A 21647-nucleotide genomic window follows, 5' to 3' on the forward strand; every position below is an offset into this window, starting at 1 on the left:
AACAAAGGCCACGCCTCGTTCTACACCGATTCCATCCAACCAATCAGCAGGGATCAAACACTTTCGCAGGGACGACAGAGGTGAATTACTTCTTCGCCGCAGCCGCGCGCTCGACGAACGACTTGCCGCCCTTCATCTTGTGATGCAGCGGCGCTTCGTTGATCTGGATCACGACCGCGTCGGCATCGACGCCGAGATTCTTCACCAGCGCCTGGGTGATGTCGCGCATCATGCCGAGCTTCTGCTCGTCGGTGCGGCCGGCGGCCATGCTCACGGTGATCTCGGGCATTGTTGGTCTCCCTCTTGTTGTCGCCATGGCCGGGCTCCTCCCGGCCATTCACGTCGCCGCGCATCAAACAAGAGGCGGATGCCCGGCACAAGGCCGGGCATGACGTCGCAAGCGAATGGCTATCCCCACGCCACGTCATGCCGCGCCAGGACCTCGCGGACCCTGGCGACCAGATCGGCCTCTGCGCAGGAGAATTGCGCCGGACGTGTTTCACGCCATTCCTGGTTGGAGGCGATCGCAGCGGCGGCCTTGGCGCCCTCGATCAGATCCTTGATCTGCACCTCGCCCCGCGCCTTCTCGTCCGAGCCCTGGATGATCACGCAGGGCGAGTTGCGGCGATCGGCATATTTGAGCTGATTCCCCATGTTCTTCGGATTGCCGAGATAGAGCTCGGCGCGGATGCCGGCCTGGCGCAGTTGCGCGACCATCTTCTGGTAGTCGGCGACACGGTCGCGGTCGAACACGGTGACGACGACAGGACCGAACTCGGCCTGCGTGTCGAGCTGGCCGAGCATCGTCAGCGCCGCCTGCAGGCGCGACACGCCGATCGAGAAACCCGTCGCCGGCACCGGCTCGCCGCGGAAGCGCGAGACCAGGCCGTCATAGCGGCCGCCGCCGCCGACCGAGCCGAACCGCACCGGGCGGCCCTTCTCGTCCTTGGTGTCGAGCAGCAGCTCAACCTCGTAGACCGGGCCGGTGTAATATTCGAGGCCGCGAACGACGGTGGGATCGATGCGGATGCGATCCGCGCCATAGCCGGACGCCGCGACCAGCTTGGCGATCTCTTCGAGCTCGCTCACGCCGGCCTGACCAACTTCGCTCTTCGCCAGATAGGTCTCGGCCGCAGCAATCGCCTCTCGCCAATCGTCACGCTTCTGCGTGACGGCCAAGACGATATCGGCATCCGCGGGGCTCAGGTCGGCGCCCTTGGTAAAGTCGCCCTTGCCTTCTTCGCCGCCATCCCACCGTCCAGGACCAAGCAGCTTGCGAACCTCCTCGGCGGGAAATTTGTCGAGCTTGTCGATCGCGCGCAGCACCGTGAGACGGCGGCCTGCATTCTCGTCGCCGCCAAGGCCAATGGCCTCGAGCACGCCATCGAGCACCTTGCGGTTGTTCACCTTCACGACATAGGAGCCGCGCGGAATGCCGAGCGCCTCCATCGTGTCGGCTGCCATCATGCAAATCTCGGCGTCGGCCGCCGGCGTCGCCGAGCCGACGGTGTCGGCGTCGAACTGCATGAACTGGCGGAAGCGGCCGGGACCGGGCTTCTCGTTGCGGAAGACGTAGCCGAACCGATACGACCGATAAGGCTTCGGCAGCGCGTCGAAGTTTTCCGCGACATAGCGCGCCAGCGGCGCGGTCAGGTCGTAGCGCAGCGATATCCACTGCTCGTCATCGTCCTGGAACGAGAACACGCCCTCGTTGGGCCGGTCCTGGTCGGGCAGGAACTTGCCGAGCGCGTCGGTGTATTCCATCGCCGGCGTCTCCACCGGCTCGAAGCCGTAGAGCTCGTACACGGCGCGGATCTTCTCGACCATCGCCCGCGTGGCATTGATCGCGGCCGGGCCGCGATCTTCCAGCCCGCGCGGCAGGCGCGCCTTCAGTTTCTGGGGTTTTTTGGGTTTCTCGGCCATGAGCGGCCGTTTACCAGCCGGCGCGCAAGGCGGCAACCGGTGCCGCTACGCTGTCATTCCGGGGCGCGTCGAACGACGCGAACCCGGAATCTCGAGATTCCGGGTTCGATGCTGCGCCTCGCCCCGGAATGACGTTGCGTCCGTCACTGGACGTTCCTGATCCAGTTATGCGGGTCGTTGGTGCGACCGTACTGGATGTCGACCAGCTTCTTGCGCAGGCCCATGGCGACCGGGCCGGCCACGCCGCCGCTGATCTGGAAATCGCCGCTTGCCGAGCACACCTTGCCGATCGGCGAGATGACGGCCGCGGTGCCGCAGGCGAACGCCTCTTTCAGCTTGCCGCTGGCGGCGTCAGCGCGCCATTGCTGGATCGTATAGGGCTCCTCGCGCACGCGCGTGCCGGCATCCTTGGCAAGCGCGATGATCGAGTCGCGGGTGATGCCGGGCAGGATGGTGCCGAGCGGCGGCGTCAGCAGCGAGCCGTCGTCGAACGCGAAAAACACGTTCATGCCGCCGAGCTCCTCGATGTAGCGGCGCTCGACCGCATCGAGGAACACGACCTGGTCGCAGCCCCGTTCGATCGCCTCGGCCTGTGCGCGCAGGCTGGCGGCATAATTGCCGCCGCACTTGACGGCGCCGGTGCCGCCGATGGCGGCGCGCGTGTAATTCTCCGACACCCAGATCGACACCGGCGCCGGACCGCCCTTGAAATAGGAGCCGACCGGCGAGGCGATGACCGAGAAGATGTATTCGGCCGACGGCTTCACGCCGAGGAAGATCTCGCTCGCGATCATGAAGGGCCGCAGATAGAGACTGCCCTCGCCGCCCGGGATCCAGGCGCGATCGATCCGCACCAGCTGCTCGACCGCGTCGATGAACAGATCCTCGGGCAACGGCGCCATCGCCATGCGCTCGGCCGAATCGTGGAAGCGGCGGGCATTGGCGTCGGGCCGAAACAGGTTCACGCCGCCATCGTCGCGCTTGTAGGCCTTGAGGCCTTCGAAAATTTCCTGGGCGTAGTGCAGCACCGCGCCGGCCGGATCGAGCGGAAAATTCGCGCGGGCCTCGACGCGGGCGCTGTGCCAGCCCTTGCCCTGGCTGTAGCGGACGATTGCCATGTGATCGGTAAAGACCCGGCCGAAGCCGGGGTCCACGAGCTTCGCCGCGCGATCCTTGTCGGACGTCGCATTCGGCGAAGGCTGGATGTCGAATTTCAAAGTCATTTTTCTTGCTTTCCGCTGTCGGAACCGGCGCGATACCCGGCGCCGGCCTGTTTCCCCCGGAGCCATCAGGCTCGGCTGGCCCAAACTTCACCACCGCCGGCCGCGCCGCCGGCTTCCATCGCCAACATGCCGTTTAGACATGCTTTTGCGGAATGCTGAAGTCCAGTATGTTTGCCGAAATGCCGCTCGACAATCGCACGGTAGTCCAATTTGCGGCCCAAACCGCCTCACAGGCTCGTTCAGGCCGCCTTAAACGCTGTCGAGGACAAAACGACCTAATGTTTCGTCGTGACAGGCAGTTTTGTAACATTGAACCCAAGATACGTCAATATGACTGACATAAATTTCTCAGGGGCTGCCAAGCCCGATTCGCAGGGAGATGACCACGCTCCTGCGGCGGGGGCGCGCGACCTGCGCTGGGACATCATCGAACTGCTGTTCTTCGCCTACCGCGACTTCGTCGGCGACGCCGACCAGGAGCTGGAGGCGTTCGGCTTCGGCCGCGCCCACCACCGCGTCATCCACTTCGTGACCCGCTATCCGGGGCTGAAGGTCGCCGACCTGCTCGACGTCCTGCGCATCACCAAGCAGTCGCTCGGGCGCGTGCTCAAGCAGCTCTTGGATGAAGGCTATATCGTGCAGAAGACCGGCAACAACGACCGCCGGCAACGCCTGCTCTACGCCACCCCGAAGGGCGAGGCGCTGGTCGCCAAGCTCGCGGGGCTGCAGACCGACCGCATCAACCGCGCGGTCGCCGGCATCGATCCGGCCGGCGTCGAGACGGTTCGCCAATTCCTCCGCGCGATGATCGACCGCGACGATCCCGACAAGGTGCTCGAAGCGATCTTCGGCGGCGGCAAAAAAACGAGGGAGTGAGCTGGTGCAGGCTGCAACCATGATGCGCGCGCCGGTCGAGCCGGCCGACGACGCGCCGCATCTTCTCTTGGTCGACGACGATCGCCGCATTCGCGACCTTCTGTCGCGCTTTCTTTCCGGCGAAGGCTATCGCGTCACGACGGCGATGAGCGCCACCGACGCACGCGCCAAGCTGCTCGGGCTGCATTTCGACCTGCTTATCCTCGACGTGATGATGCCCGGCGAGAACGGCTTCGACCTCGCCCGCTTCATCCGCAGCTCCTCGACGGTGCCGATCATCATGCTGACCGCCCGCCACGAGGCGGAAGCCCGCATCGAGGGCCTGCAGATCGGCGCCGACGATTATGTCGCCAAGCCGTTCGAGCCGCGCGAGCTGGTGCTCCGGATCGGCAATATCCTCAAGCGCACCGCGCCGCCGCAGGTCGCAATCGTCGAGCAGATCGCGTTCGGCCCCTACATTTTCCACATCGAGCGCAGCGAACTGCGCCAGGGCGAAGAGATCATCCATCTCACCGATCGCGAGCGCGAGATGCTGCGCATCCTCGCCAGCGCGCCCGGCGAGACCGTGCCGCGCGCCGAGCTGACCTCCGGCGGCACCGTCAACGAACGCGCGGTCGACGTTCAGATCAACCGCCTGCGCCGCAAGATCGAGCACGATCCCGCCAATCCGCTGTTCCTGCAGGCGGTGCGCGGCATCGGCTATCGCCTGGTGGCCTCGCCCTGAAGCGCGATGAGATCAGGATGAATCGTCATCGCGCTTCAGATCCTTGTTTGAGCATGATCTTGCCGGAAAACCGCTGCGCAGTTTTCCGGATCATGCTGTAGAGCATCCGCATGAGCACGCTCGACTCCGGCCTGACCCTGATCAAGAACGCCTCGCAGCGCGTCTCGAAGGCGAACGGCTGGATGGGCAATGCGTTCAAGAGCTGGATGCCGACCGGCCTCTATGCGCGCGCGCTGCTGATCATGATCGTGCCGATGGTGATCCTGCAGACCGTGGTGGCGTTCGTGTTCATGGAGCGGCACTGGAACACGGTGACGCGGCGCCTGTCGGCCGCGGTGGTGTCCGATATCGCCGCGCTGATCGACGTCTACAAGAGCTATCCGCAGGACAAGGACCGCGCGCAGCTTCGCCGCATCGCCCAGAAGCTGCAGCTGGTGGTCGACTTCCTTCCCGCCGGCGACATGCCGCCGCCGGGGCCGAAGCCGTTCTTCTCGCTGCTCGACCAGACGCTGTCGGTGCAGCTCGGCCGCCAGATCAGCCGTCCGTTCTGGATCGACACCGTCGGCAAATCCAATTTGGTCGAGATCCGCGTGCAGCTCGACGATTCGGTGATGCGGATCTTCGCCCAGCGCAGCGCGGCCTACGCCTCCAATTCGGAGATCTTCATCTTCTGGATGCTCGGCACCTCGACGATCCTCCTGATCGTCGCCGTGCTGTTCCTGCGCAACCAGATCAAGCCGATCCTGCGGCTCGCCGACGCCGCCGAAAGTTTCGGCAAGGGCCGCGAGGCGCCGAATTTCCGGCCGCGCGGTGCGCGCGAGGTGCGGCGCGCGGCGCAGGCCTTCATCGAGATGAAGGCGCGCGTCGAACGTTCGATCGAGCAGCGCACCGCGATGCTCGCCGGCGTATCGCACGATCTGCGCACCATCCTGACCCGGTTCAAGCTCGAGCTTGCCCTGATCGGCGAAGGCCCCGAGATCGACGCGATGCGCAAGGACGTCGACGAGATGTCGATGATGCTGGAGGACTATCTTGCCTTCGCGCGCGGCGATTCCGGCGAGGTCGCGCAGCCGACCGACATGGCGTTGGCGCTGGAGGAACTGCGCAGCGACGCCGAACGCCACGGCCACACCGCAACCGTTGCGTTCCACGGCCTGCCCGTCGTCACGGTGAAGCCGGCCTCGTTCAAGCGCTGTCTCGCCAACCTCGTCTCCAACGCGGCGCGGCACGCCAACACGATCTCGATCACCGGCCATCGCGACCATCGCTATCTCAACATCACGGTCGACGACGACGGGCCGGGCATCCCCGCCGACATGCGCGAGGAAGTGTTCAAGCCGTTCCTGCGGCTCGACGATGCCCGCAACCAGGACGAAGGCGGCACCGGGCTCGGACTTGCGATCGCCCGCGACATCGCCCGCTCGCATGGCGGCGACATCATGCTCAGCGAAAGCCCGATGGGCGGCCTGCGCGCCGTCGTGCGGGTGCCGGTGTAACATAGCGTTTTCGAGCGAGTGGACGCCGGTTCGCGTGAAGACAACGCGTCCAAACAACAAATTCGAACTACCAGCGGTAGGACAAGGTGCCGATGACCTGCCGCCGTTCGCCGGCATAGCAGTAGCCGGACTGGCAGGTCTGGTAGTGCGTGTCGAACAGATTGGTCGCGTTCAGGCGCGCGGTGGCACCGAGGAAGCGCCGGTCCAGCTTGCCGAGATCGTAATCAATCACCGCATCGAACAGCGTCGTCGCTGCGTTCTGGAACGTGTTCTGGTCGTTGCCGAAATTCGTGCCGATGTAACGCACGCCGAGACCAAGCCCGAGCCCTTCGACGGGCACGCCGGACTGGAACGTGTATTTGCCGAAGGCGGCGAAGGAATTCCTCGGAATACCGGAGAGCTCATTGCCGGTCGTGTCGGGATTGCCCTGGGTGATCACGACGTTGAGATGGGTGTAGGCGGCGGTGAGATCAAATCCCTGCTTGAGCGCCAGCTTCGCCTCGAGCTCCACACCCTTGGATTCGACCTGTCCGGTGGCTGCCTGGAACGCCATGTCGTTCGGATCGGTGCGCAGCACATTGTCCTGCGTGATGTCGAACACCGCGGCGGTCAACAGCACCGGAAGGTTCGGCATCTGGTACTTGATCCCCACTTCCTTCTGCTCGCCGGTGGTCGGCCTGAACGGCAATCCGGATGCGTCGACGCCGACCTGCGGGGCGAACGCCGTCGCATAGCTGACATAAGGCGCAATGCCGTTGTCGAAGACGTAGCTCAGCCCCGCACGGCCCGTGAAAGCGGTGGCCTTCTGCGTTGACGGCACGCCGTCCAGACCCGCGGTCGTCGTCTGCGATACCCAGCTCTGACGGCCGTTGAGCGTCAGAATGAAGCCTCCGAGCTTGGCCTGCTCCTGCGCATAGACGCCGACCTCGTCGGTCGACTGCTTGTTGAAGATCGAGAAGGCCGGCGTCGCGATCGCCTGGGCGCCGTAGTTCATGGTCAGGAGATTGAGATCGGGCGCCGGCCCGTAACCGATCTTGTCATTGTAGTAGGAGTGCCCGTAGTCGACGCCGAACAGCGCCGCGTTCCTGATCGCGCCGAGCATGAACTTGGCCTCGGCCTGATTGTCGAGCGTCACCGTGTTGAAGCTGTCCAGGATCCGCCAGGCCGATCGCGACGCCAGATTGGTGCTGCTGTCGATCGAATCGATCTGGGTGTATTTCGCGTCGACGTCGACCTGGTAGAAGCGGAAGTTCTGCCGCACCGTCCACACGTCGTCGACATTGTGCTCGAACGCGTAGCCGATGCGATACTGCTTCTGATCCATCGCGCTGAAGGCCGGATCATTCGAATAGATGTTGGTCAGCCGTCCGTCAGGCGTGCGGAAATTGCCGATGCTGGCGGCGGTTCGGCTCTTTTGATATTCGCTCAGGATGGTGAAGGACGTGTCGGCGTCCGGCCGCCAGGTCAGCGCAGGCGCGATATAGGCGCGATCGTCGTCGTTGCCCGGATACCAGGTCTTTGCGTCGCGCAGCAGACCGGTCAGCCGGTAGTACAACTGATCGCTGCCGGGCACCGGACCACCGACATCGAAGCTGCCCTGGTAACGGTCGTAGGTGCCGCCCTGCAGCTGCACCTCACCGAATGCCGTCAACGGCGGCCGCTTGGTCGTGACGTCCACGATGCCTCCCGGAGAGCCAAGGCCATAGAGGCCTGAGGCCGGTCCGCGGAGGATCGACACGCTGTCGAGACCGTAAGGTTCGATCTTGGGAATGGCAAAGTTGCCGCCGCCCTGACGCAGGCCGTCGCGATAGATCCCGGTATAGGTCGCATCGAAGCCACGGATGTAGAAGCTATCGAACCTTGGATCATAGCCGAACGCCGTGGTCGTCACGCCCGGTGTGTAGCTGACGGCGTCCTTGAGCGTCTGAACGTTGCGATCCCGGAGCTCCTTTTGCGTGACGACCGAAAGCGACTGCGGCGTTTCGATCAGCGCTGTGCTGGTCTTGGTGCCGGCAGTGCTGGCGGTCGCGACGTAACCCGTCGTCGTACCGATCGCGCCACCTGCGCCTTGCGACCGCGGAGCCTGACTCTGAGCGGGCGCCGCGGCATTGCGGCGCCGGTTCGCCGCGACCGCGCGCGAAGCCCTGGTGTTCTGACTTGAAACGACGGCTCCGCGCTTCTTTGCGGCGGCAGGTTCATCCACCGTCACTGCGGGAAGTTCGCTGACATTGTTCTGCGGAGGACTGGTCTGCGCCTGGGCGCAGGCGACGTCTGAGCCCATTGGCACAAGCACGACCGAACCGAGCAGCGCTGCATTGATCGCAGCATTTGATGCAAGCAAGCCGCGCTTGCTCCGCAACGAAGCCATTCCCACCGAACAAATCCCCACATTGCCTTACGCTGACATCGATCGAGTCGCGTTCGCGACAAGGCCGGCATCGATTGGGGCGGACTACTATCGGCGGGACGAACGAAATTCCACACGCGCAAAATAGAATCCATTGAAGCGCACACGATGCGAAACACTGGAACGATTCAAGATGCGCAACACTGGAACGGTTCAAAGCGACATGTTGGCGCGTCAGCTTTCGACTCGACGAATGCGATGCGCGTCGTCGCTCGCAGAGAGTCTCGAACGCGAGGCACGCAGCGATCATTCAATGATGTCGCATCCCGTCGACGTCATCGCGCGCCAAGGAGCGCACGAACGCGGTGACCCGTCATCCCCGCGCAAAGGCTATCGCCATTTCGTGGCGGTGTGCCCGTGGCCATCCTTCGAGACGCCCGCCTTCGGCGGGCTCCTCAGGATGAGGTCTTGTTCTGCGGCACAATCGTAGACCCTCATGGTGAGGAGCGCCGCTTGCGGCGCGTCTCGAACCACGAGGCCAAGCACTTGCGCGGTCGCCAAGGGGCATATGCGATAGCCCTGGGGGTGACCGGGAGGAATCGGATGGATTGCGCATCGCCTCAGCGCAAGATTGCTCCGCAGTTTCGTCGCGAACTGCTCGCAATGACTGTGGTGCAAGGCGGCACAGCCTCTCGGCATGCGAGGCGATGCATTCAGGCGCGCGGCAATGGCCGAATGCGCTGCGCGCTACTTCTGCTTGGGCAGGAGGCCCTTCAGCTTTTCCATGTCCTTGACGTTCATCTTCATGCCGCCGGGCATGATGATGTCACCGGCCTTCTGGTCGCTCTTGCAGGCGCCGAGCCACTTCGCCTCGATGGTCATCGTGGTGTCGCGCGAGCCGGCCGCGCCGCCCTCGGCATGCGAGGTGCTCTTCACCGTGTAGGCGGAATTGAAATCGCCGACGATCTCGGCATGGCTCTGCATCGTCATGCCGGCGACGCTGCAGACGCTGTCGCTGACATAGCCGGTCGCGGTCTTCTGGATATCCTGCTTGGAGCAGACTTCCTTGGCCATCGGCGAGGCCGCCGCGCTCATCTCCTTGTCGGTGGTCTCGTCGGTGCAGTGCTGCATGGTGATTTCCGGCATCGGCCCGCCGGTGCGCACCATCTTCATCTCCCACAGACCGGCCTTGCGGATCGGCAGGTCGACGGCACTTGCGGCGCCAGCGGACAGGACAAGGCACACAGCCGAACCAAGCAAGGCAAGCTGTCGGGTCATGCGGTCGGCTCCCGGCTGAACGATCGAAAGATTTGAAGCGCGCTCAGTAGAGCGTGCGCAACGGCCTCTGGGCTGCGCCATAGGGCACCCAGCGACAGGCGAAAGAGATGTAGCCGCCCGGATAGTTCTGCATCGCAAGGAACTTGACCACCTTGCCGTAGGAGGCGCAGTGATCGACGGCGAGCTGCCGGGCGTCGCTCTGGGTCGCCAGCGTATAGGCGATGATACCGCCGGTATCGTTGCCCTTGAACGGCGGTACCGGCTGCATCCAATCCGCCCGCGCCGGCACAACGGCCAGCATCCCGCAAACGGCAACCAGGCAAGCGGCCAATTTCCTTCGCATCGCAGACTCCATTTCGCTGAGACCAACATAGAGTGCGCCGGCGACCGTGAAAAGAACGAGCCGGCTCCCCAAGGTGGACTTCTCCGCAGGTGTTGCCGCGCTGCACTTGACCTTGCCGAGGCTTCGCGGCACCGTCCGCGGCATCGGATAATCGGGTGGATTCCCATGCGCAACCTGTTCAGCTCCCGCAATAAACTCGGCCGCAAGCTCGGCCTCGGCGCCGCACTCGTGGTCGGCACGCTGGCGTTCGGGGGCACGGCCCAGGCCGCCAATCCGTTCGAAATGAACTTTTGGCTGTCCGGCCCGCGCTATGACGGCAATGTGGCCCCATGCGAGAAGGCCCTGACGGTCATCAGCACGCAATTCCAGGAAAAGGAAGCGACCTTCTGGAATTCGCCGCTCGTGATCACCGGCTTCAACGGGATTCACGAAACCGCCTTCCGTCCCTGGCAGTCCGACAATATTCCGCGCCGCTATTGCAGCGGCGAGGCGATGCTGAGCGACGGCAAGGTGCGCAAGGTGCACTATTCGATCATCGAGGACGGCGGCTTTGCCAGCATCAATCAGGGCGTCGAATGGTGCGTCGCAGGACTCGACCGCAACTGGGCCTATAACCCGTCCTGCAAGGCCGCCCGGCCCTGATCTCCGACCAGACTGCTAAAGCAGGAGCCGCCGCCATTTGGACGGCGGCTTTTTGTTCTTGAAATGTTCTCGCGGCCTGCTAGGCTCTCGGCGGTCGAGTGAGGGGGAGCGTTTGATGCCTCGGTTGGACACAATTTCCCGATTTTTGATTTCGGTTGCCATTATTCTGTGCAGTGCGGTTGGGGCCTCGGCCCAGGATCGCCGCCAGAATGCACCCGGTGAGTTCGATTTCTATGTGCTGTCGCTGTCGTGGTCGCCCTCGTTCTGCGAGGCGGCGAGCGAGCGCGGCAACAACGGCCGCGGCAGGCAGGCGCAGTGCGGCGGACGGCCCTATTCCTTCGTGGTGCACGGCCTGTGGCCGCAATATGAGCGGGGCTTTCCGGAATACTGCCAGCGGCCCTCGCCGCGACTCGCCCGCAGCATCATGAGCTCGATGCTCGACCTGATGCCGGCGCCCGGGCTGATCTACAATGAGTGGGACAAGCACGGCACCTGCTCGGGTCTCGGCGAACGCGCCTATTTCGAAGCCATCCGCAAGGCCCGCGCCACGGTGAAGATCCCCGAGGAATTCCTGCAATTGTCGGAGCCGAAGACGGTCGCGCCCGACGAGCTGGAGACGGCGTTCATCAAGGTCAATCCAGGCCTCAGCAACTCCGCGATCTCGGTGACCTGCGACAGCAAGCGGCTCAGCGAGGTGCGGATCTGCCTCAGCAAGGATCTGCAATTCCGCTCCTGCGAGGAAATCGATCGCCGCGCCTGCCGCCGCGATCAGGTGCTGATGCCGCCGGTTCGCGGCGGCTGAAACTCTCTGCGTCATGGCCGGCGGACCTGCGCCGCGCGTCGTCGCGCAAAACGTCCCGGCCACCTGCGCCATCGCGAAACAAGCAAGATAAGGCGCAGATGCCCGGGAGCCGGCTACTCCAAGCCTTCGCCGAGCTCGGATGTTAACCCCGCCGAAGCTTTAGCGAAGGCCGGGACAAGCCCGGGCATGACGAGTACAACATGCGCGACCCTTTGGGAGCGCAGCACGATCATCACATGAACTACCGTCACGCCTTTCATGCCGGCAGCTTTGCCGACGTCATCAAGCACATCGTGCTGGTGCGCATGCTCACCTATCTGCAAGACAAGCCGGCGCCGTTCCGCGTCATCGACACCCATGCCGGCGCCGGCCTCTATGATTTGACGTCGAGCGAAGCGCAGCGCGGCGGCGAATGGCTCACCGGTATCGCGCGGCTGATGCAGGCGCGGCTTTCCGACAAGGCGTTGCCGCTGATCGCGCCCTATCTCGACATCGTCAGGGCATTCAATCCGAGAGGCGAGCTGAAGGCCTATCCGGGTTCGCCGTTGATCGCGCGGGCGCTGCTGCGTCCGCAAGATCGCCTCACCGCCTGCGAGATCGAACCGACGGCGCGCAAACAACTGATCGACGCCTTGCGACGCGACGCGCAAGCGCGCGTCGTCGATCTCGACGGCTGGATGGCGCTGCCCGCATTCGTGCCGCCGAACGAACGGCGCGGCCTGGTGCTGATCGATCCGCCGTTCGAAGCGAAGGACGAGTTCGAGCGGCTGGCCAGTGCTTTCACGGAAGCATTCGCGAAGTGGCCGACTGGCACGTATCTTTTGTGGTACCCCGTAAAAACCCGGAGAGCCACCGATGAGCTAGCGCGCAGTGTGGCCGCTGCAGCAGCAGCGAGTCGGCCCGCCGGCAAATGCCTGCGCTTGGAATTCAGTGTGGCACCGCAAGAAGCAGGCGCAGGCCTCGTTTCCACAGGGCTTTTGCTGGTGAATCCACCGTGGACGCTGGCGAATGAGTTGAAGATCATCCTGCCCGAACTCGAGCGGCCGCTCGGTCAAGGCGGTGCGGGGCGCTTCAGACTCGAGACGCCTAAACCTTGATCGACAGCTCCTACTGAAAAGTTCAATTTTGAGCATAGGCAATTTGCGCGGAACCGTATTATGCTCATCCTGTTACGACTGGCTTTACGTTCCGCTTCCGCGAATGGTTGCGGCGGAGTGACAAGGCCGAAATAAATCCAGGCAGACCGGCGGCGTGACGCCGGCCTGTTCAGGTGGCCAAGCTTCCGACAAGCGAATGTCGGTCAACCGCTACGCGGCGTGCGCGTAGCGGTGGAGCAATACGGGGGAGGAGTTTCCCGATGGCCATGACTGGGACAGTCAAGTTCTTCAACGGAGAGCGTGGCTACGGCTTCATCAAGCCTGATGATGGCGGCCGCGATGTGTTCGTTCACATCACAGCTGTCGAGCGTGCAGGATTGAAGGACCTGACTGAAGGACAACGCATTACGTTCGAGGTTGAGCCCGACAAGAAGGGCAAGGGCCCGAAGGCCGTCAACCTGGTGGTCTCATGAGCGCTCGCGATTCGCGGCTCGTGGTGAACGCCGAATGAGGCGTTGCGTGTGAGTTGACCGCCGAGCGCGCGGCTGGCGTGCTCTGGATGACCACCTGCATGATGCGGACGCGACTGGCGGTGCCGCATATCCCACACGTGCGGCCCACCGATTGGATTCGCGGACGTCGCGGCGTGGATGCCGCCATGCGCCGCGCCACGTTGAGATCATCAACACAAAGAAAAACCCGGCCGCGCAAGGCGCGGCCGGGAGTTGATGGTCGACGTTTTCTTGTTCTCAAAAGTGATAGTTGATGCCGGCGCGAACCAGGCTGAAGCTGTAGCCGTTCGACACGCCACCGGTGATCGTGAAGTTGCTGTTGGCAAGGTCGACGTAGAGATATTCGATCTTGGCGCTCCAGTGCGGGGCAAAGCCCATTTCGGCACCAGCACCGACGGTGAAGCCCGCATTGGTGTGGCTCTCCGTGATACCGAACGTCTCGCCGCGCAGTTCGCCGAAGGCGAGACCGCCGGTCGCGTAGAACAGCACGTTGTTGACCGCATAGCCGGCGCGGCCGCGCACCGTGCCGAACCACGGGTTGGAGAACTTCCACGGCGCGAACCGGTCGTCGGCCGTGGTGCCTTGGATATCGGCCTCGATACCGAACACCCAGGGGGAGCCGTTCTGGAAGTTGTAGCCGGCCTGCACACCGCCGACGAACCCGGACGGCTTGGTCGGGTTGTTCTCGACCGAGCCCCAGCCATAGCCGACATTGCCGCCAAGATAGGGGCCGGCCCAGCTATAGGCATTGAGCGGCTGATAGACGGTATAGGGCGATCCGTAGTTGAGGTCCGCCGACGCCGCCGAGGTCGTCCAGCCTGCAACGATCAGTGCCAGCGCACGCGCAACAAACCGGGTCATTGGTACTCTCCACCACGCAACAGCCGCAGCCCGCCGGCCAGGGCCGGCGTGGTTACGGAATTCCACTTTTTTCACTAAGGTTTATCGAGAGTTTTAAGTTAAAGGGCTGTTAAGCCCGGTTACCGGCCCGCTCATCAGTCTTAACAAGGTGTTACGCACCCCCTCCGGGCGTCCGCGGGGGGCCGGTAACCTCCTGCAATCGAGGTGGTTTTCTTGGTGCCGCCAACGCTGGCGACCGGTCGCCCAAGCACTTAGTTTACGGCCCATGGTTCACGATTCTCCCGAGCGTCCGACGCCGGCCCCCAAAGCTGATCCCAAGGCCGACTCCAAGGCTGATCCCAAGCCACGGCGCGGTTCAAAGTCCGACCTGCCGCAGGACGATCTGACGCTCGATACAAGCGACGTCGATCCCGAAACCTCCGCCGCCGAGGAGGAGGACGAGGCACGCCTGCCCGAGGCTTCGGAGGACGCCGCCGAGGCGGTCGCCGAGGGCACGCTCTCGGTCGGGCATGCCGCGATCGAGAACGCGGTCCGCCTCGCCCCGACCTCGCCCGGCGTCTACCGCATGCTCAACGCCGCCAACGACGTGCTCTATGTCGGCAAGGCGAAGAACGTCAAAAAGCGGCTGTCGTCCTATGCGCGGGCCAACGCGCCGCTGCCGGCGCGCATCCTGCGCATGATCGCGGCGACCACGCAGGTCGAGATCGTCTCGACCATGACCGAGACCGAGGCGCTGCTGCTCGAAGCCAATCTGATCAAGCAGCTCCGTCCGCGCTTCAATGTGCAGCTGCGCGACGACAAGTCGTTTCCCTATATTCTGATATCAGGCGACCATTGGGCGCCGCAGATCCTCAAGCATCGCGGCGCGCAGTCGCGGCCCGGGCGCTATTTCGGCCCGTTCGCCAACGCGGGCGCGGTCAACCGCACCATCACGGCGCTGCAGCGCGCGTTCCTGATCCGCTCCTGCACCGACGGCTTCTTCGAAAGCCGCAGCCGCCCCTGCCTGCTCTATCAGATCAAGCGTTGCGCCGGCCCCTGCACGCGCGAGATCGACTTCCCCGGCTATAGCGAACTGGTGCGCGAGGCGACCGAATTCCTCTCCGGCCGCAGCCATGCCGTGAAGGAGCTGCTCGCGGCCGAGATGGAGAAGGCGTCCGGCGAGCTCGAGTTCGAAACCGCGGCGCTGTACCGCGACCGTCTCGCGGCGCTGTCGGCGATCCAGTCGCAGCAGGGCATCAATCCGCGCACGGTCGAAGAGGCCGACGTGTTCGCGATCCACCAGGAGGGCGGCTATTCCTGCGTCGAGGTGTTCTTCTTCCGCACCGGCCAGAACTGGGGCAACCGCGCCTATTTCCCCAAGGCCGAGAAGAGCTTCACGCCCGAGGAGGTGCTGTCCTCGTTCCTCGCGCAATTCTACGACGACAAGCCGCCGCCGAAGCTGATCCTGCTGTCGCACGAGATCGAGGAAAGCGCGTTGCTCGCCGACGCGCTGTCGGTCAAGGCAGGATCCAAGGTCGAGGTCTCCGCGCCGAAGCGCGGCGAGAAGAAGGAGCTGATCGGCCACGCGCTCACCAACGCGCGCGAGGCGCTCGGCCGCAAGCTCGCCGATACCGCGACGCAAAGCCGGCTGCTGGAGGGCATGGTCTCGACGCTCGGCCTGCCGCACACACCCAAGCGGATCGAGGTCTACGACAACAGCCACATCCAGGGCACCAACGCGGTCGGCGCGATGATCGTGGCGGGACCCGACGGGTTCATGAAAAACCAGTACCGCAAGTTCAACATCAAGTCCGAAGGGCTGACGCCCGGCGACGATTACGGAATGATGCGCGAGGTGCTGGAACGCCGCTTCAAGCGATTGCTGAAGCCGCCGGAGGGCGAGGCCGCTGCCAGGACGAAAGCGGATGACGATTCGTTTCCGCAATGGCCCGACCTCGTCATCATCGACGGCGGCCGCGGCCAGCTCAACGCGGTCCGGGAGATCTTCCAGAATCTCGGGCTGACCCAGGTCTCGCTGATGGCGGTGGCCAAGGGTCCGGAGCGCGATGCCGGGCGCGAAACCCTGTTCATGCCCGACCGCGAGGCCATCAAGCTGGAGCCGCGGGACCCGGTGCTCTATTTCATCCAACGGCTGCGCGACGAGGCCCATCGCTTCGTGATCGGCTCGCACCGCAAGCTGCGCAAAAAAGACATCCGCGAGGCCGGCCTGCAGGAGATCCCGGGCATCGGCCCGTCCCGCAAGCGTGCCTTGCTGCACCACTTCGGAACGCTCAAGGAAATCGAGCGGGCCTCGATCGCCGATCTCGGCAAGGTTCCCGGCGTCAGCGCCGAGAGCGCCCGCAAGATTTTCGAGTTTTTCCACGCCCAGCCGGGTTAAACCAAAGGCGAGTCATCAGGGCGTCGCCTGCGACAGGGCATCTAGGGCATGATGCGAAAAAGTGTGAGGCAGTTATCCGAAAAGATCATGCTTAAACAACGAGCTAAGGCGCTATGACGATCCAGCGCAATCTGGTCGCGCCTGACGCGTCCGCACGGTTGACCTTCTCGCTTCAGCGGTATTGGTAGAACGGATGAACATCGCCACGACCCGGGGACAGACCAAGACCATGTCCCTTCCGAATATCCTGACCTACGCCCGGATCGCCGCGATCCCGGTGGTGATCGGCTGCGTCTACTGGCAATCGATCCTGGACGGCCCGTTGTGGCTGCGCTGGGTGGCGCTGGCCGTGTTCATTGCGGCGGGGATCACCGACTATCTCGATGGCTATTATGCCCGGATGTGGGACCAGCAATCCGCCTTCGGCCGGATGCTCGATCCGATCGCCGACAAGTTGCTGGTCGCCTCCAGCCTTCTGATGCTGGCCGCCGACAATTCGATCCATGGCTGGACGCTGTGGGCGGCGATCGTGATCCTGTGCCGCGAGATCCTGGTCTCGGGCCTGCGCGAATATCTCGCAGGCTTGCGGGTCAGCGTTCCCGTCACCAAGCTGGCGAAATGGAAGACGACGATCCAGCTGGTGGCGATCGGCTTCCTGATCGCCGGCGAAGCGGGCGAGCAGGTCTTCCCGGCCACCACCCTGATCGGCATCGTGCTGCTGTGGATGTCGGCGATCTTCACGATCTACACCGGCTGGGATTATTTCCGTGCCGGCATCCATCACCTCATCAAGGAGGATGAGGGATGAAGCTGAAATATTTCGCCTGGGTGCGTGAACGCATCGGCAAGGCTGAAGAGATCGTCGAGCCGCCGGCCGACGTGCGCACCGTCGGCGACCTGATCGGCTGGCTTGCCGCGCGCGACGATGCCTACGCCTATGCCTTCGAGAAGCCGACGGTGATCCGCGCTGCGATCGACCACGCCCATGTCAAATCGGACGCGGCGATCTCCGGCGCCCGCGAGATCGCGTTCTTTCCGCCGATGACCGGCGGCTAGATCCCGACATGACCGTCGCAGCGACCATCCGTATCCAGCAAGCCGACTTCGACGTCGCGCAGGAGATCGCGGCCTTAAGCCGAGGCCGCACCGATGTCGGCGCGGTCGTCAGCTTCAGCGGCATCTGCCGCGGCAGCGAGCAGGGCGAGCCGATCGCGGCGCTGACGCTCGAACACTATCCGGGCATGGCGGAAGCCGAGATCGCGCGCCACGCCGACGAGGCGCTGTCGCGCTGGCCGTTGCAGGGCCTCACCATCATCCACCGCTTCGGCCGCATCGCGCCGGGCGAGAACATCGTGCTGGTCGTGACCGCCTCGGCGCACCGGCAGGCCGCGTTCGAGGCCGCCGAGTTCCTGATGGACTATCTGAAGACCAACGCACCGTTCTGGAAGCGCGAGGAAAGCGCGCGCGGCGCGAGCTGGATCGAGGCGCAGGACCATGACGACGCGGCCGCCGCGCGCTGGACCAAATCCTGATGGCCAAGCCCAGCAAAGTGCCGGAGAGGCGCAGCCCCGCCGTGCCGAAAGCGCCGAAAGTCGGCGCCGGCGAGCTTCACACCCTGTTCGATTTCCTGCGCTATGCCGTGAGCCGCTTCAACGCAGCCAAGCTCGTGTTCGCACACGGCACCACCGATCCGGTGGCCGAGGCCGCGTTCCTGATCTGTGAAACGCTGCACCTGCATCCCGACCAGTTCGAGAACTTTGCCACCGCGCGCGTCACAATTGCCGAGGGCAAGCAGATCCTCGACCTGATCGAGCGCCGGATCGCGACGCGGAAGCCGGCCGCCTATCTCGTCAACAAGGTCTATATGCGCGGCCTGCCGTTCTATGTCGACGAGCGCACCATCGTGCCGCGCTCCTTCATCGGCGAATTGCTGGATTCGCATTTCGGCGGCGACGAGGACGGCACCTCATTGATCGGCGATCCCGAAGAGGTCGAACGCGTGCTCGACCTCTGCACCGGCTCCGGCTGCCTTGCGATTTTGGCGGCGCGGCATTTTCCCAACGCCGCGGTCGACGCGGTCGATATTTCAAAGGATGCGCTGGAGGTCGCCGCGCGCAACGTCGCCGACCACGGCCTCGACGATCGCCTGACGCTGCATCGCGGCGACCTGTTCAAGCCGCTCGGCGGCAACAGATACAATCTCATCATCTCGAACCCGCCCTATGTCGACGCCGAAGGCATGGCGGCGCTGCCGCGCGAGTGCCGTGCCGAGCCGAAGATCGCGTTCGACGGCGGCGCTGACGGGCTCGACATCGTCCGCCGCCTGCTCGATGAGGCGAGACAACATCTGACCCCGCAGGGCGGGCTGCTCTGCGAGATCGGCCGCGGCCGCGACAATCTCGAGGCCGCCTATCCGAACCTGCCGCTGCTCTGGCTCGACACCGAGGACTCCGAGGGCGAGGTGTTCTGGATCGCTGCCGCGGACCTCTGACCGGCGTGCCGCAGCCGGCTCCGGCGATTTACGGAGCCCGATCTGGGCGAAACGAAAATCGTGTGCAGTTCCAGCCGGTTCCGAAGATCGCTGGCCCGTCGAATCAACAATGGTGCTAAGGTCGCGCTCCGGGGACGTTCGGACAAAGGGCGCGGGCGCGCGACATGATTCGCATTTCGACGATCTTCATCGCCATCTGCATGGTGCTGGTCGCAGCCTCGCTCGGCTTCGTGCTGTATTCGGTGGCGGGCATCAGCGGATCGGAATCGGCGATCGTGGCGCTCACCGCCCTCACCTGCCTGATCCTCTACAACGCGGTCTCGATGCGGCTGCGTGACCGCAGCGATGTCGGCGGCCAGATCGCGGATCTGTCGCGCGGCACCGCCGACCTTGCCCGTCAGGTCGCCGAATTCGGCCGCCGGCTGGCCGCAGTCGAGGGCCGCGTCGCCTCGGCCAACTCCACCGGTGCCGACCGGATGCAGGGCATGGCCGGCGAGATCAGCGAGCTCGGCGGACTGGTGCGGCAGCTTGCGGCATCCGTCGCCCATCATGAGGATCTGCTGGCGGCGGCTCCGGCGGTGCAGCCGGTCGCCTCCCCGCGCGACGATGTGCTGCAACGGGTCGCGCTGGCGCCGACCGTCGTGGTTGCGCCGCCGCCACCTGCGCCTCCGCCGGCGATCTTGCGCAGCCAGACCCAGCTGATCGGCGCGATCAAGCAGGCCATCGACGAGAACCGCCTCGACATCTACCTGCAGCCGATGGTGACGCTGCCGCAGCGCAAGGTGCGCTACTACGAGGCGGTGACGCGGCTGCGCGACGAGCGCGACCAGGTGCTGGCCGCCGAGGATTTCATCGAGGCGGCCGAGGCCGGCGGCCTGATCGGCCGCATCGATCACATGGTGATGCTTCGCTGCGTCCAGGTGCTGCGCCGCCTGATGATCCGCAGCAAGGATGTCGGCGTGTTCTGCAACGTGTCGGCGGCGACGCTGTCCAGCCCGGCGCATTTCACCCAGTGTCTCGACTTCCTCGAGGCCAACCGCGCGCTGGCGCCGTCCTTCGTGCTCGAGTTCAAGCAGGCGACCTTCCGCAATCTCGGCCCGACCGAAAGCGAGAATCTCGCGGCGCTGGCACAGCGCGGCTACCGGTTCTCGATCGACCATGTCAGCGACCTTCGCCTCGAGCCGCGCGAGCTCGCCGATCGCGGCGTCCGCTTCATCAAGGTGCCGGCAGCGCTGCTGCTTGACGCCAAGCAGATCGCGACCACCGATATCCATCCTTCCGATCTGTCCGACCTGCTCGGCCGCTACGGCATCGACCTGATCGCCGAGCGGATCGAGGGCGAGCGCTCGGTGGTCGACCTGCTCGACTACGACGTCCGGTTCGGCCAGGGGTTCCTGTTCGCGCCGCCGCGGCCGTTGCGGCCGGAGGGGGCATCTGCTACCGCCGAGGCTCCGCAGACCAACCCCCAGGATCTTAATGGCGCCAGCACTTCAGCCCCTGTCTCCAGCCCCGCAGCTCCGCCGCGCGCAACCGGCAGCGCCGCGCTGGCGCGCCGCGCCCTCGGTCCAAATTAGCCGGCAATTCGCACCATGACCTCGCTGCGTTACGTAGAGCGGCTGCGCGATCTCATTGGCGGCGTCGACGTCGTGCTGTCGGACATCTGGGGCGTCGTGCACAACGGCCTCGAGTCCTTTCCCGAGGCCTGCGAGGCACTGCATACGTTCCGCCAGCAGGGCGGCACGGTCATCCTGATCACCAACGCGCCGCGGCCGGCCGATTCCGTGCAGCGACAGCTGCGCAAGCTCGGCGTCGCCGACGAGACCTATGATGCGATCGTCTCCTCGGGCGACCTGACGCGCCACTTCGTGGCCGATCATCCCGGCCAGAAGATCTTCTGGATCGGCCCGGAGCGCGACAGCTCGATCCACCGCGGCCTCGACGCCACGCTGGTGCCGCTGGAGCAGGCCGACTACATCATCTGCACCGGCCTGTTCGACGACGAGACTGAGTCGGCCGAAGATTACCGCGACACGCTGCTGAAGGCGCTCGAGCGCAAGCTCACGCTGGTCTGCGCCAATCCCGATATCGTGGTCGAGCGCGGCGACCGGCTGATCTATTGCGCCGGCGCGGTCGCCGAACTCTATCGCGAGCTCGGTGGCGAGGTGATCTTCTACGGCAAGCCGCACCGGCCGATCTATGAGCGCGCCATGGCGCTGGCCACCGAGCGCCGCGGGCGTCCGACCGAGCTCAGCCGCGTACTCGCGATCGGCGATTCCGTGCGCACCGATCTCACCGGCGCCCACGGCTTCGGCATCGATCTCCTGTTCGTCACCCGCGGCATCCATTCCGAACAGTTCGAGGGCATCGAGCAGCTCGATGCGGCCTCGATCAAGGAATTGTTCGGCCATCCGCCGCGCGCGCTGATGCGCGAATTGAAGTGGTAGCGGGCAACTCTCTGCGCCCCCTCTCCCCGTTCTTCACGGGGAGAGGGTTGGGGTGAGGGGCTGCTTCCGCGAGTAACGAACGCGGTTAGATCCGTACCCCCTCACCCGGATTGCATTTCGCTACGCTGCATGCGATCCGACCTCTCCCCGCAAGCGGGGCGAGGTGAAGGAGCGCGCCGCCAAAATATCGAAAACAACCCCATGCAAAGGA

The 21647-nt window shown here is 64.6% G+C and carries 21 protein-coding genes; 14 read left to right on the forward strand and 7 right to left on the reverse strand.

Annotated elements, in window-relative coordinates; all coding sequences use genetic code 11:
- Positions 1 to 85: 85 nt before the first annotated feature.
- The 3 genes from PMN64_RS27675 to PMN64_RS27685 all read right to left on the reverse strand — a co-directional run bounded on the left by PMN64_RS27675 (position 86) and on the right by PMN64_RS27685 (position 3146).
- Complete coding sequence (locus PMN64_RS27675) at positions 86 to 289, reverse strand: tautomerase family protein (RefSeq protein WP_018269806.1); 204 nt, start codon at positions 287 to 289, stop codon at positions 86 to 88.
- A gap of 119 nt (positions 290 to 408) precedes the next feature.
- Positions 409 to 1923, reverse strand: a complete 1515-nt coding sequence (gene hisS / locus PMN64_RS27680; protein WP_411782934.1) for a histidine--tRNA ligase — start codon at positions 1921 to 1923, stop codon at positions 409 to 411.
- Between the two features lie 143 nt (positions 1924 to 2066).
- Positions 2067 to 3146 (reverse strand): branched-chain amino acid aminotransferase, encoded by a 1080-nt coding sequence (locus tag PMN64_RS27685; RefSeq protein WP_411782935.1) that lies wholly within the window; start codon positions 3144 to 3146, stop codon positions 2067 to 2069.
- A gap of 330 nt (positions 3147 to 3476) precedes the next feature.
- Between PMN64_RS27685 and PMN64_RS27690 the strand changes: the two genes are divergently transcribed.
- From PMN64_RS27690 to PMN64_RS27700, 3 genes are all read left to right on the forward strand, one after another.
- The gene (locus PMN64_RS27690) at positions 3477 to 4022 is read left to right on the forward strand and encodes a MarR family winged helix-turn-helix transcriptional regulator (protein ID WP_304498790.1); all 546 of its coding nucleotides are present in this window, start codon (positions 3477 to 3479) and stop codon (positions 4020 to 4022) included.
- A gap of 19 nt (positions 4023 to 4041) precedes the next feature.
- Positions 4042 to 4746: a response regulator gene (locus PMN64_RS27695; RefSeq protein WP_411782950.1), complete on the forward strand. Its 705-nt coding sequence runs from the start codon at positions 4042 to 4044 to the stop codon at positions 4744 to 4746.
- Positions 4747 to 4856: 110 nt separating this feature from the next.
- Entirely contained in the window at positions 4857 to 6242 is a 1386-nt protein-coding gene (locus PMN64_RS27700; RefSeq protein WP_411782936.1) for an ATP-binding protein, read from the forward strand.
- 67 nt (positions 6243 to 6309) lie between these two features.
- On the opposite strand, the gene PMN64_RS27705 is transcribed toward PMN64_RS27700, so the two are convergent.
- The 3 genes from PMN64_RS27705 to PMN64_RS27715 all read right to left on the reverse strand — a co-directional run bounded on the left by PMN64_RS27705 (position 6310) and on the right by PMN64_RS27715 (position 10210).
- Complete coding sequence (locus PMN64_RS27705) at positions 6310 to 8583, reverse strand: TonB-dependent siderophore receptor (protein ID WP_411782937.1); 2274 nt, start codon at positions 8581 to 8583, stop codon at positions 6310 to 6312.
- Between the two features lie 753 nt (positions 8584 to 9336).
- Positions 9337 to 9867: a DUF3617 domain-containing protein gene (locus tag PMN64_RS27710; RefSeq protein WP_018269802.1), complete on the reverse strand. Its 531-nt coding sequence runs from the start codon at positions 9865 to 9867 to the stop codon at positions 9337 to 9339.
- A 43-nt stretch (positions 9868 to 9910) separates the two neighbouring features.
- On the reverse strand, positions 9911 to 10210 hold the full coding sequence (locus PMN64_RS27715; protein ID WP_028341043.1) for a hypothetical protein: 300 nt from the start codon (positions 10208 to 10210) through the stop codon (positions 9911 to 9913).
- A 165-nt stretch (positions 10211 to 10375) separates the two neighbouring features.
- Between PMN64_RS27715 and PMN64_RS27720 the strand changes: the two genes are divergently transcribed.
- From PMN64_RS27720 to PMN64_RS27735, 4 genes are all read left to right on the forward strand, one after another.
- Entirely contained in the window at positions 10376 to 10852 is a 477-nt protein-coding gene (locus tag PMN64_RS27720) for a hypothetical protein (protein WP_304498788.1), read from the forward strand.
- Between the two features lie 115 nt (positions 10853 to 10967).
- Complete coding sequence (locus tag PMN64_RS27725; protein WP_411782938.1) at positions 10968 to 11654, forward strand: ribonuclease T2 family protein; 687 nt, start codon at positions 10968 to 10970, stop codon at positions 11652 to 11654.
- Positions 11655 to 11890: 236 nt separating this feature from the next.
- On the forward strand, positions 11891 to 12751 hold the full coding sequence (locus tag PMN64_RS27730) for a 23S rRNA (adenine(2030)-N(6))-methyltransferase RlmJ (protein ID WP_411782951.1): 861 nt from the start codon (positions 11891 to 11893) through the stop codon (positions 12749 to 12751).
- Positions 12752 to 13011: 260 nt separating this feature from the next.
- Positions 13012 to 13224: a cold-shock protein gene (locus PMN64_RS27735; RefSeq protein ID WP_016844477.1), complete on the forward strand. Its 213-nt coding sequence runs from the start codon at positions 13012 to 13014 to the stop codon at positions 13222 to 13224.
- 276 nt (positions 13225 to 13500) lie between these two features.
- Here the strand turns inward: PMN64_RS27735 and PMN64_RS27740 are convergent, their stop codons facing one another.
- Positions 13501 to 14124 (reverse strand): outer membrane protein, encoded by a 624-nt coding sequence (locus tag PMN64_RS27740; protein ID WP_016844476.1) that lies wholly within the window; start codon positions 14122 to 14124, stop codon positions 13501 to 13503.
- 265 nt (positions 14125 to 14389) lie between these two features.
- Here PMN64_RS27740 and uvrC point away from each other — a divergent pair, with 265 nt between their 5' ends.
- The 7 genes from uvrC to PMN64_RS27775 all read left to right on the forward strand — a co-directional run bounded on the left by uvrC (position 14390) and on the right by PMN64_RS27775 (position 21436).
- On the forward strand, positions 14390 to 16501 hold the full coding sequence (uvrC, locus tag PMN64_RS27745; RefSeq protein WP_411782939.1) for an excinuclease ABC subunit UvrC: 2112 nt from the start codon (positions 14390 to 14392) through the stop codon (positions 16499 to 16501).
- A 193-nt stretch (positions 16502 to 16694) separates the two neighbouring features.
- On the forward strand, positions 16695 to 17309 hold the full coding sequence (gene pgsA / locus PMN64_RS27750; protein WP_016844474.1) for a CDP-diacylglycerol--glycerol-3-phosphate 3-phosphatidyltransferase: 615 nt from the start codon (positions 16695 to 16697) through the stop codon (positions 17307 to 17309).
- Positions 17306 to 17557 (forward strand): molybdopterin converting factor subunit 1, encoded by a 252-nt coding sequence (gene moaD, locus PMN64_RS27755; protein WP_016844473.1) that lies wholly within the window; start codon positions 17306 to 17308, stop codon positions 17555 to 17557. The genes pgsA and moaD overlap by 4 nt, the downstream gene beginning before the upstream one ends.
- A gap of 8 nt (positions 17558 to 17565) precedes the next feature.
- Positions 17566 to 18033 (forward strand): molybdenum cofactor biosynthesis protein MoaE, encoded by a 468-nt coding sequence (locus PMN64_RS27760; protein ID WP_411782940.1) that lies wholly within the window; start codon positions 17566 to 17568, stop codon positions 18031 to 18033.
- Complete coding sequence (gene prmB / locus PMN64_RS27765) at positions 18033 to 18992, forward strand: 50S ribosomal protein L3 N(5)-glutamine methyltransferase (RefSeq protein ID WP_411782941.1); 960 nt, start codon at positions 18033 to 18035, stop codon at positions 18990 to 18992. Before PMN64_RS27760 ends, prmB begins: the two co-directional genes overlap by 1 nt.
- Positions 18993 to 19156: 164 nt before the next feature.
- Positions 19157 to 20566, forward strand: a complete 1410-nt coding sequence (locus PMN64_RS27770; RefSeq protein ID WP_411782942.1) for an EAL domain-containing protein — start codon at positions 19157 to 19159, stop codon at positions 20564 to 20566.
- Positions 20567 to 20581: 15 nt separating this feature from the next.
- Positions 20582 to 21436 (forward strand): TIGR01459 family HAD-type hydrolase, encoded by an 855-nt coding sequence (locus PMN64_RS27775; protein WP_411782943.1) that lies wholly within the window; start codon positions 20582 to 20584, stop codon positions 21434 to 21436.
- Positions 21437 to 21647: the final 211 nt, after the last annotated feature.

The sequence above is a fragment of the Bradyrhizobium sp. UFLA01-814 genome (genome assembly GCF_046718885.1).
Classification (GTDB): domain Bacteria; phylum Pseudomonadota; class Alphaproteobacteria; order Rhizobiales; family Xanthobacteraceae; genus Bradyrhizobium; species Bradyrhizobium elkanii.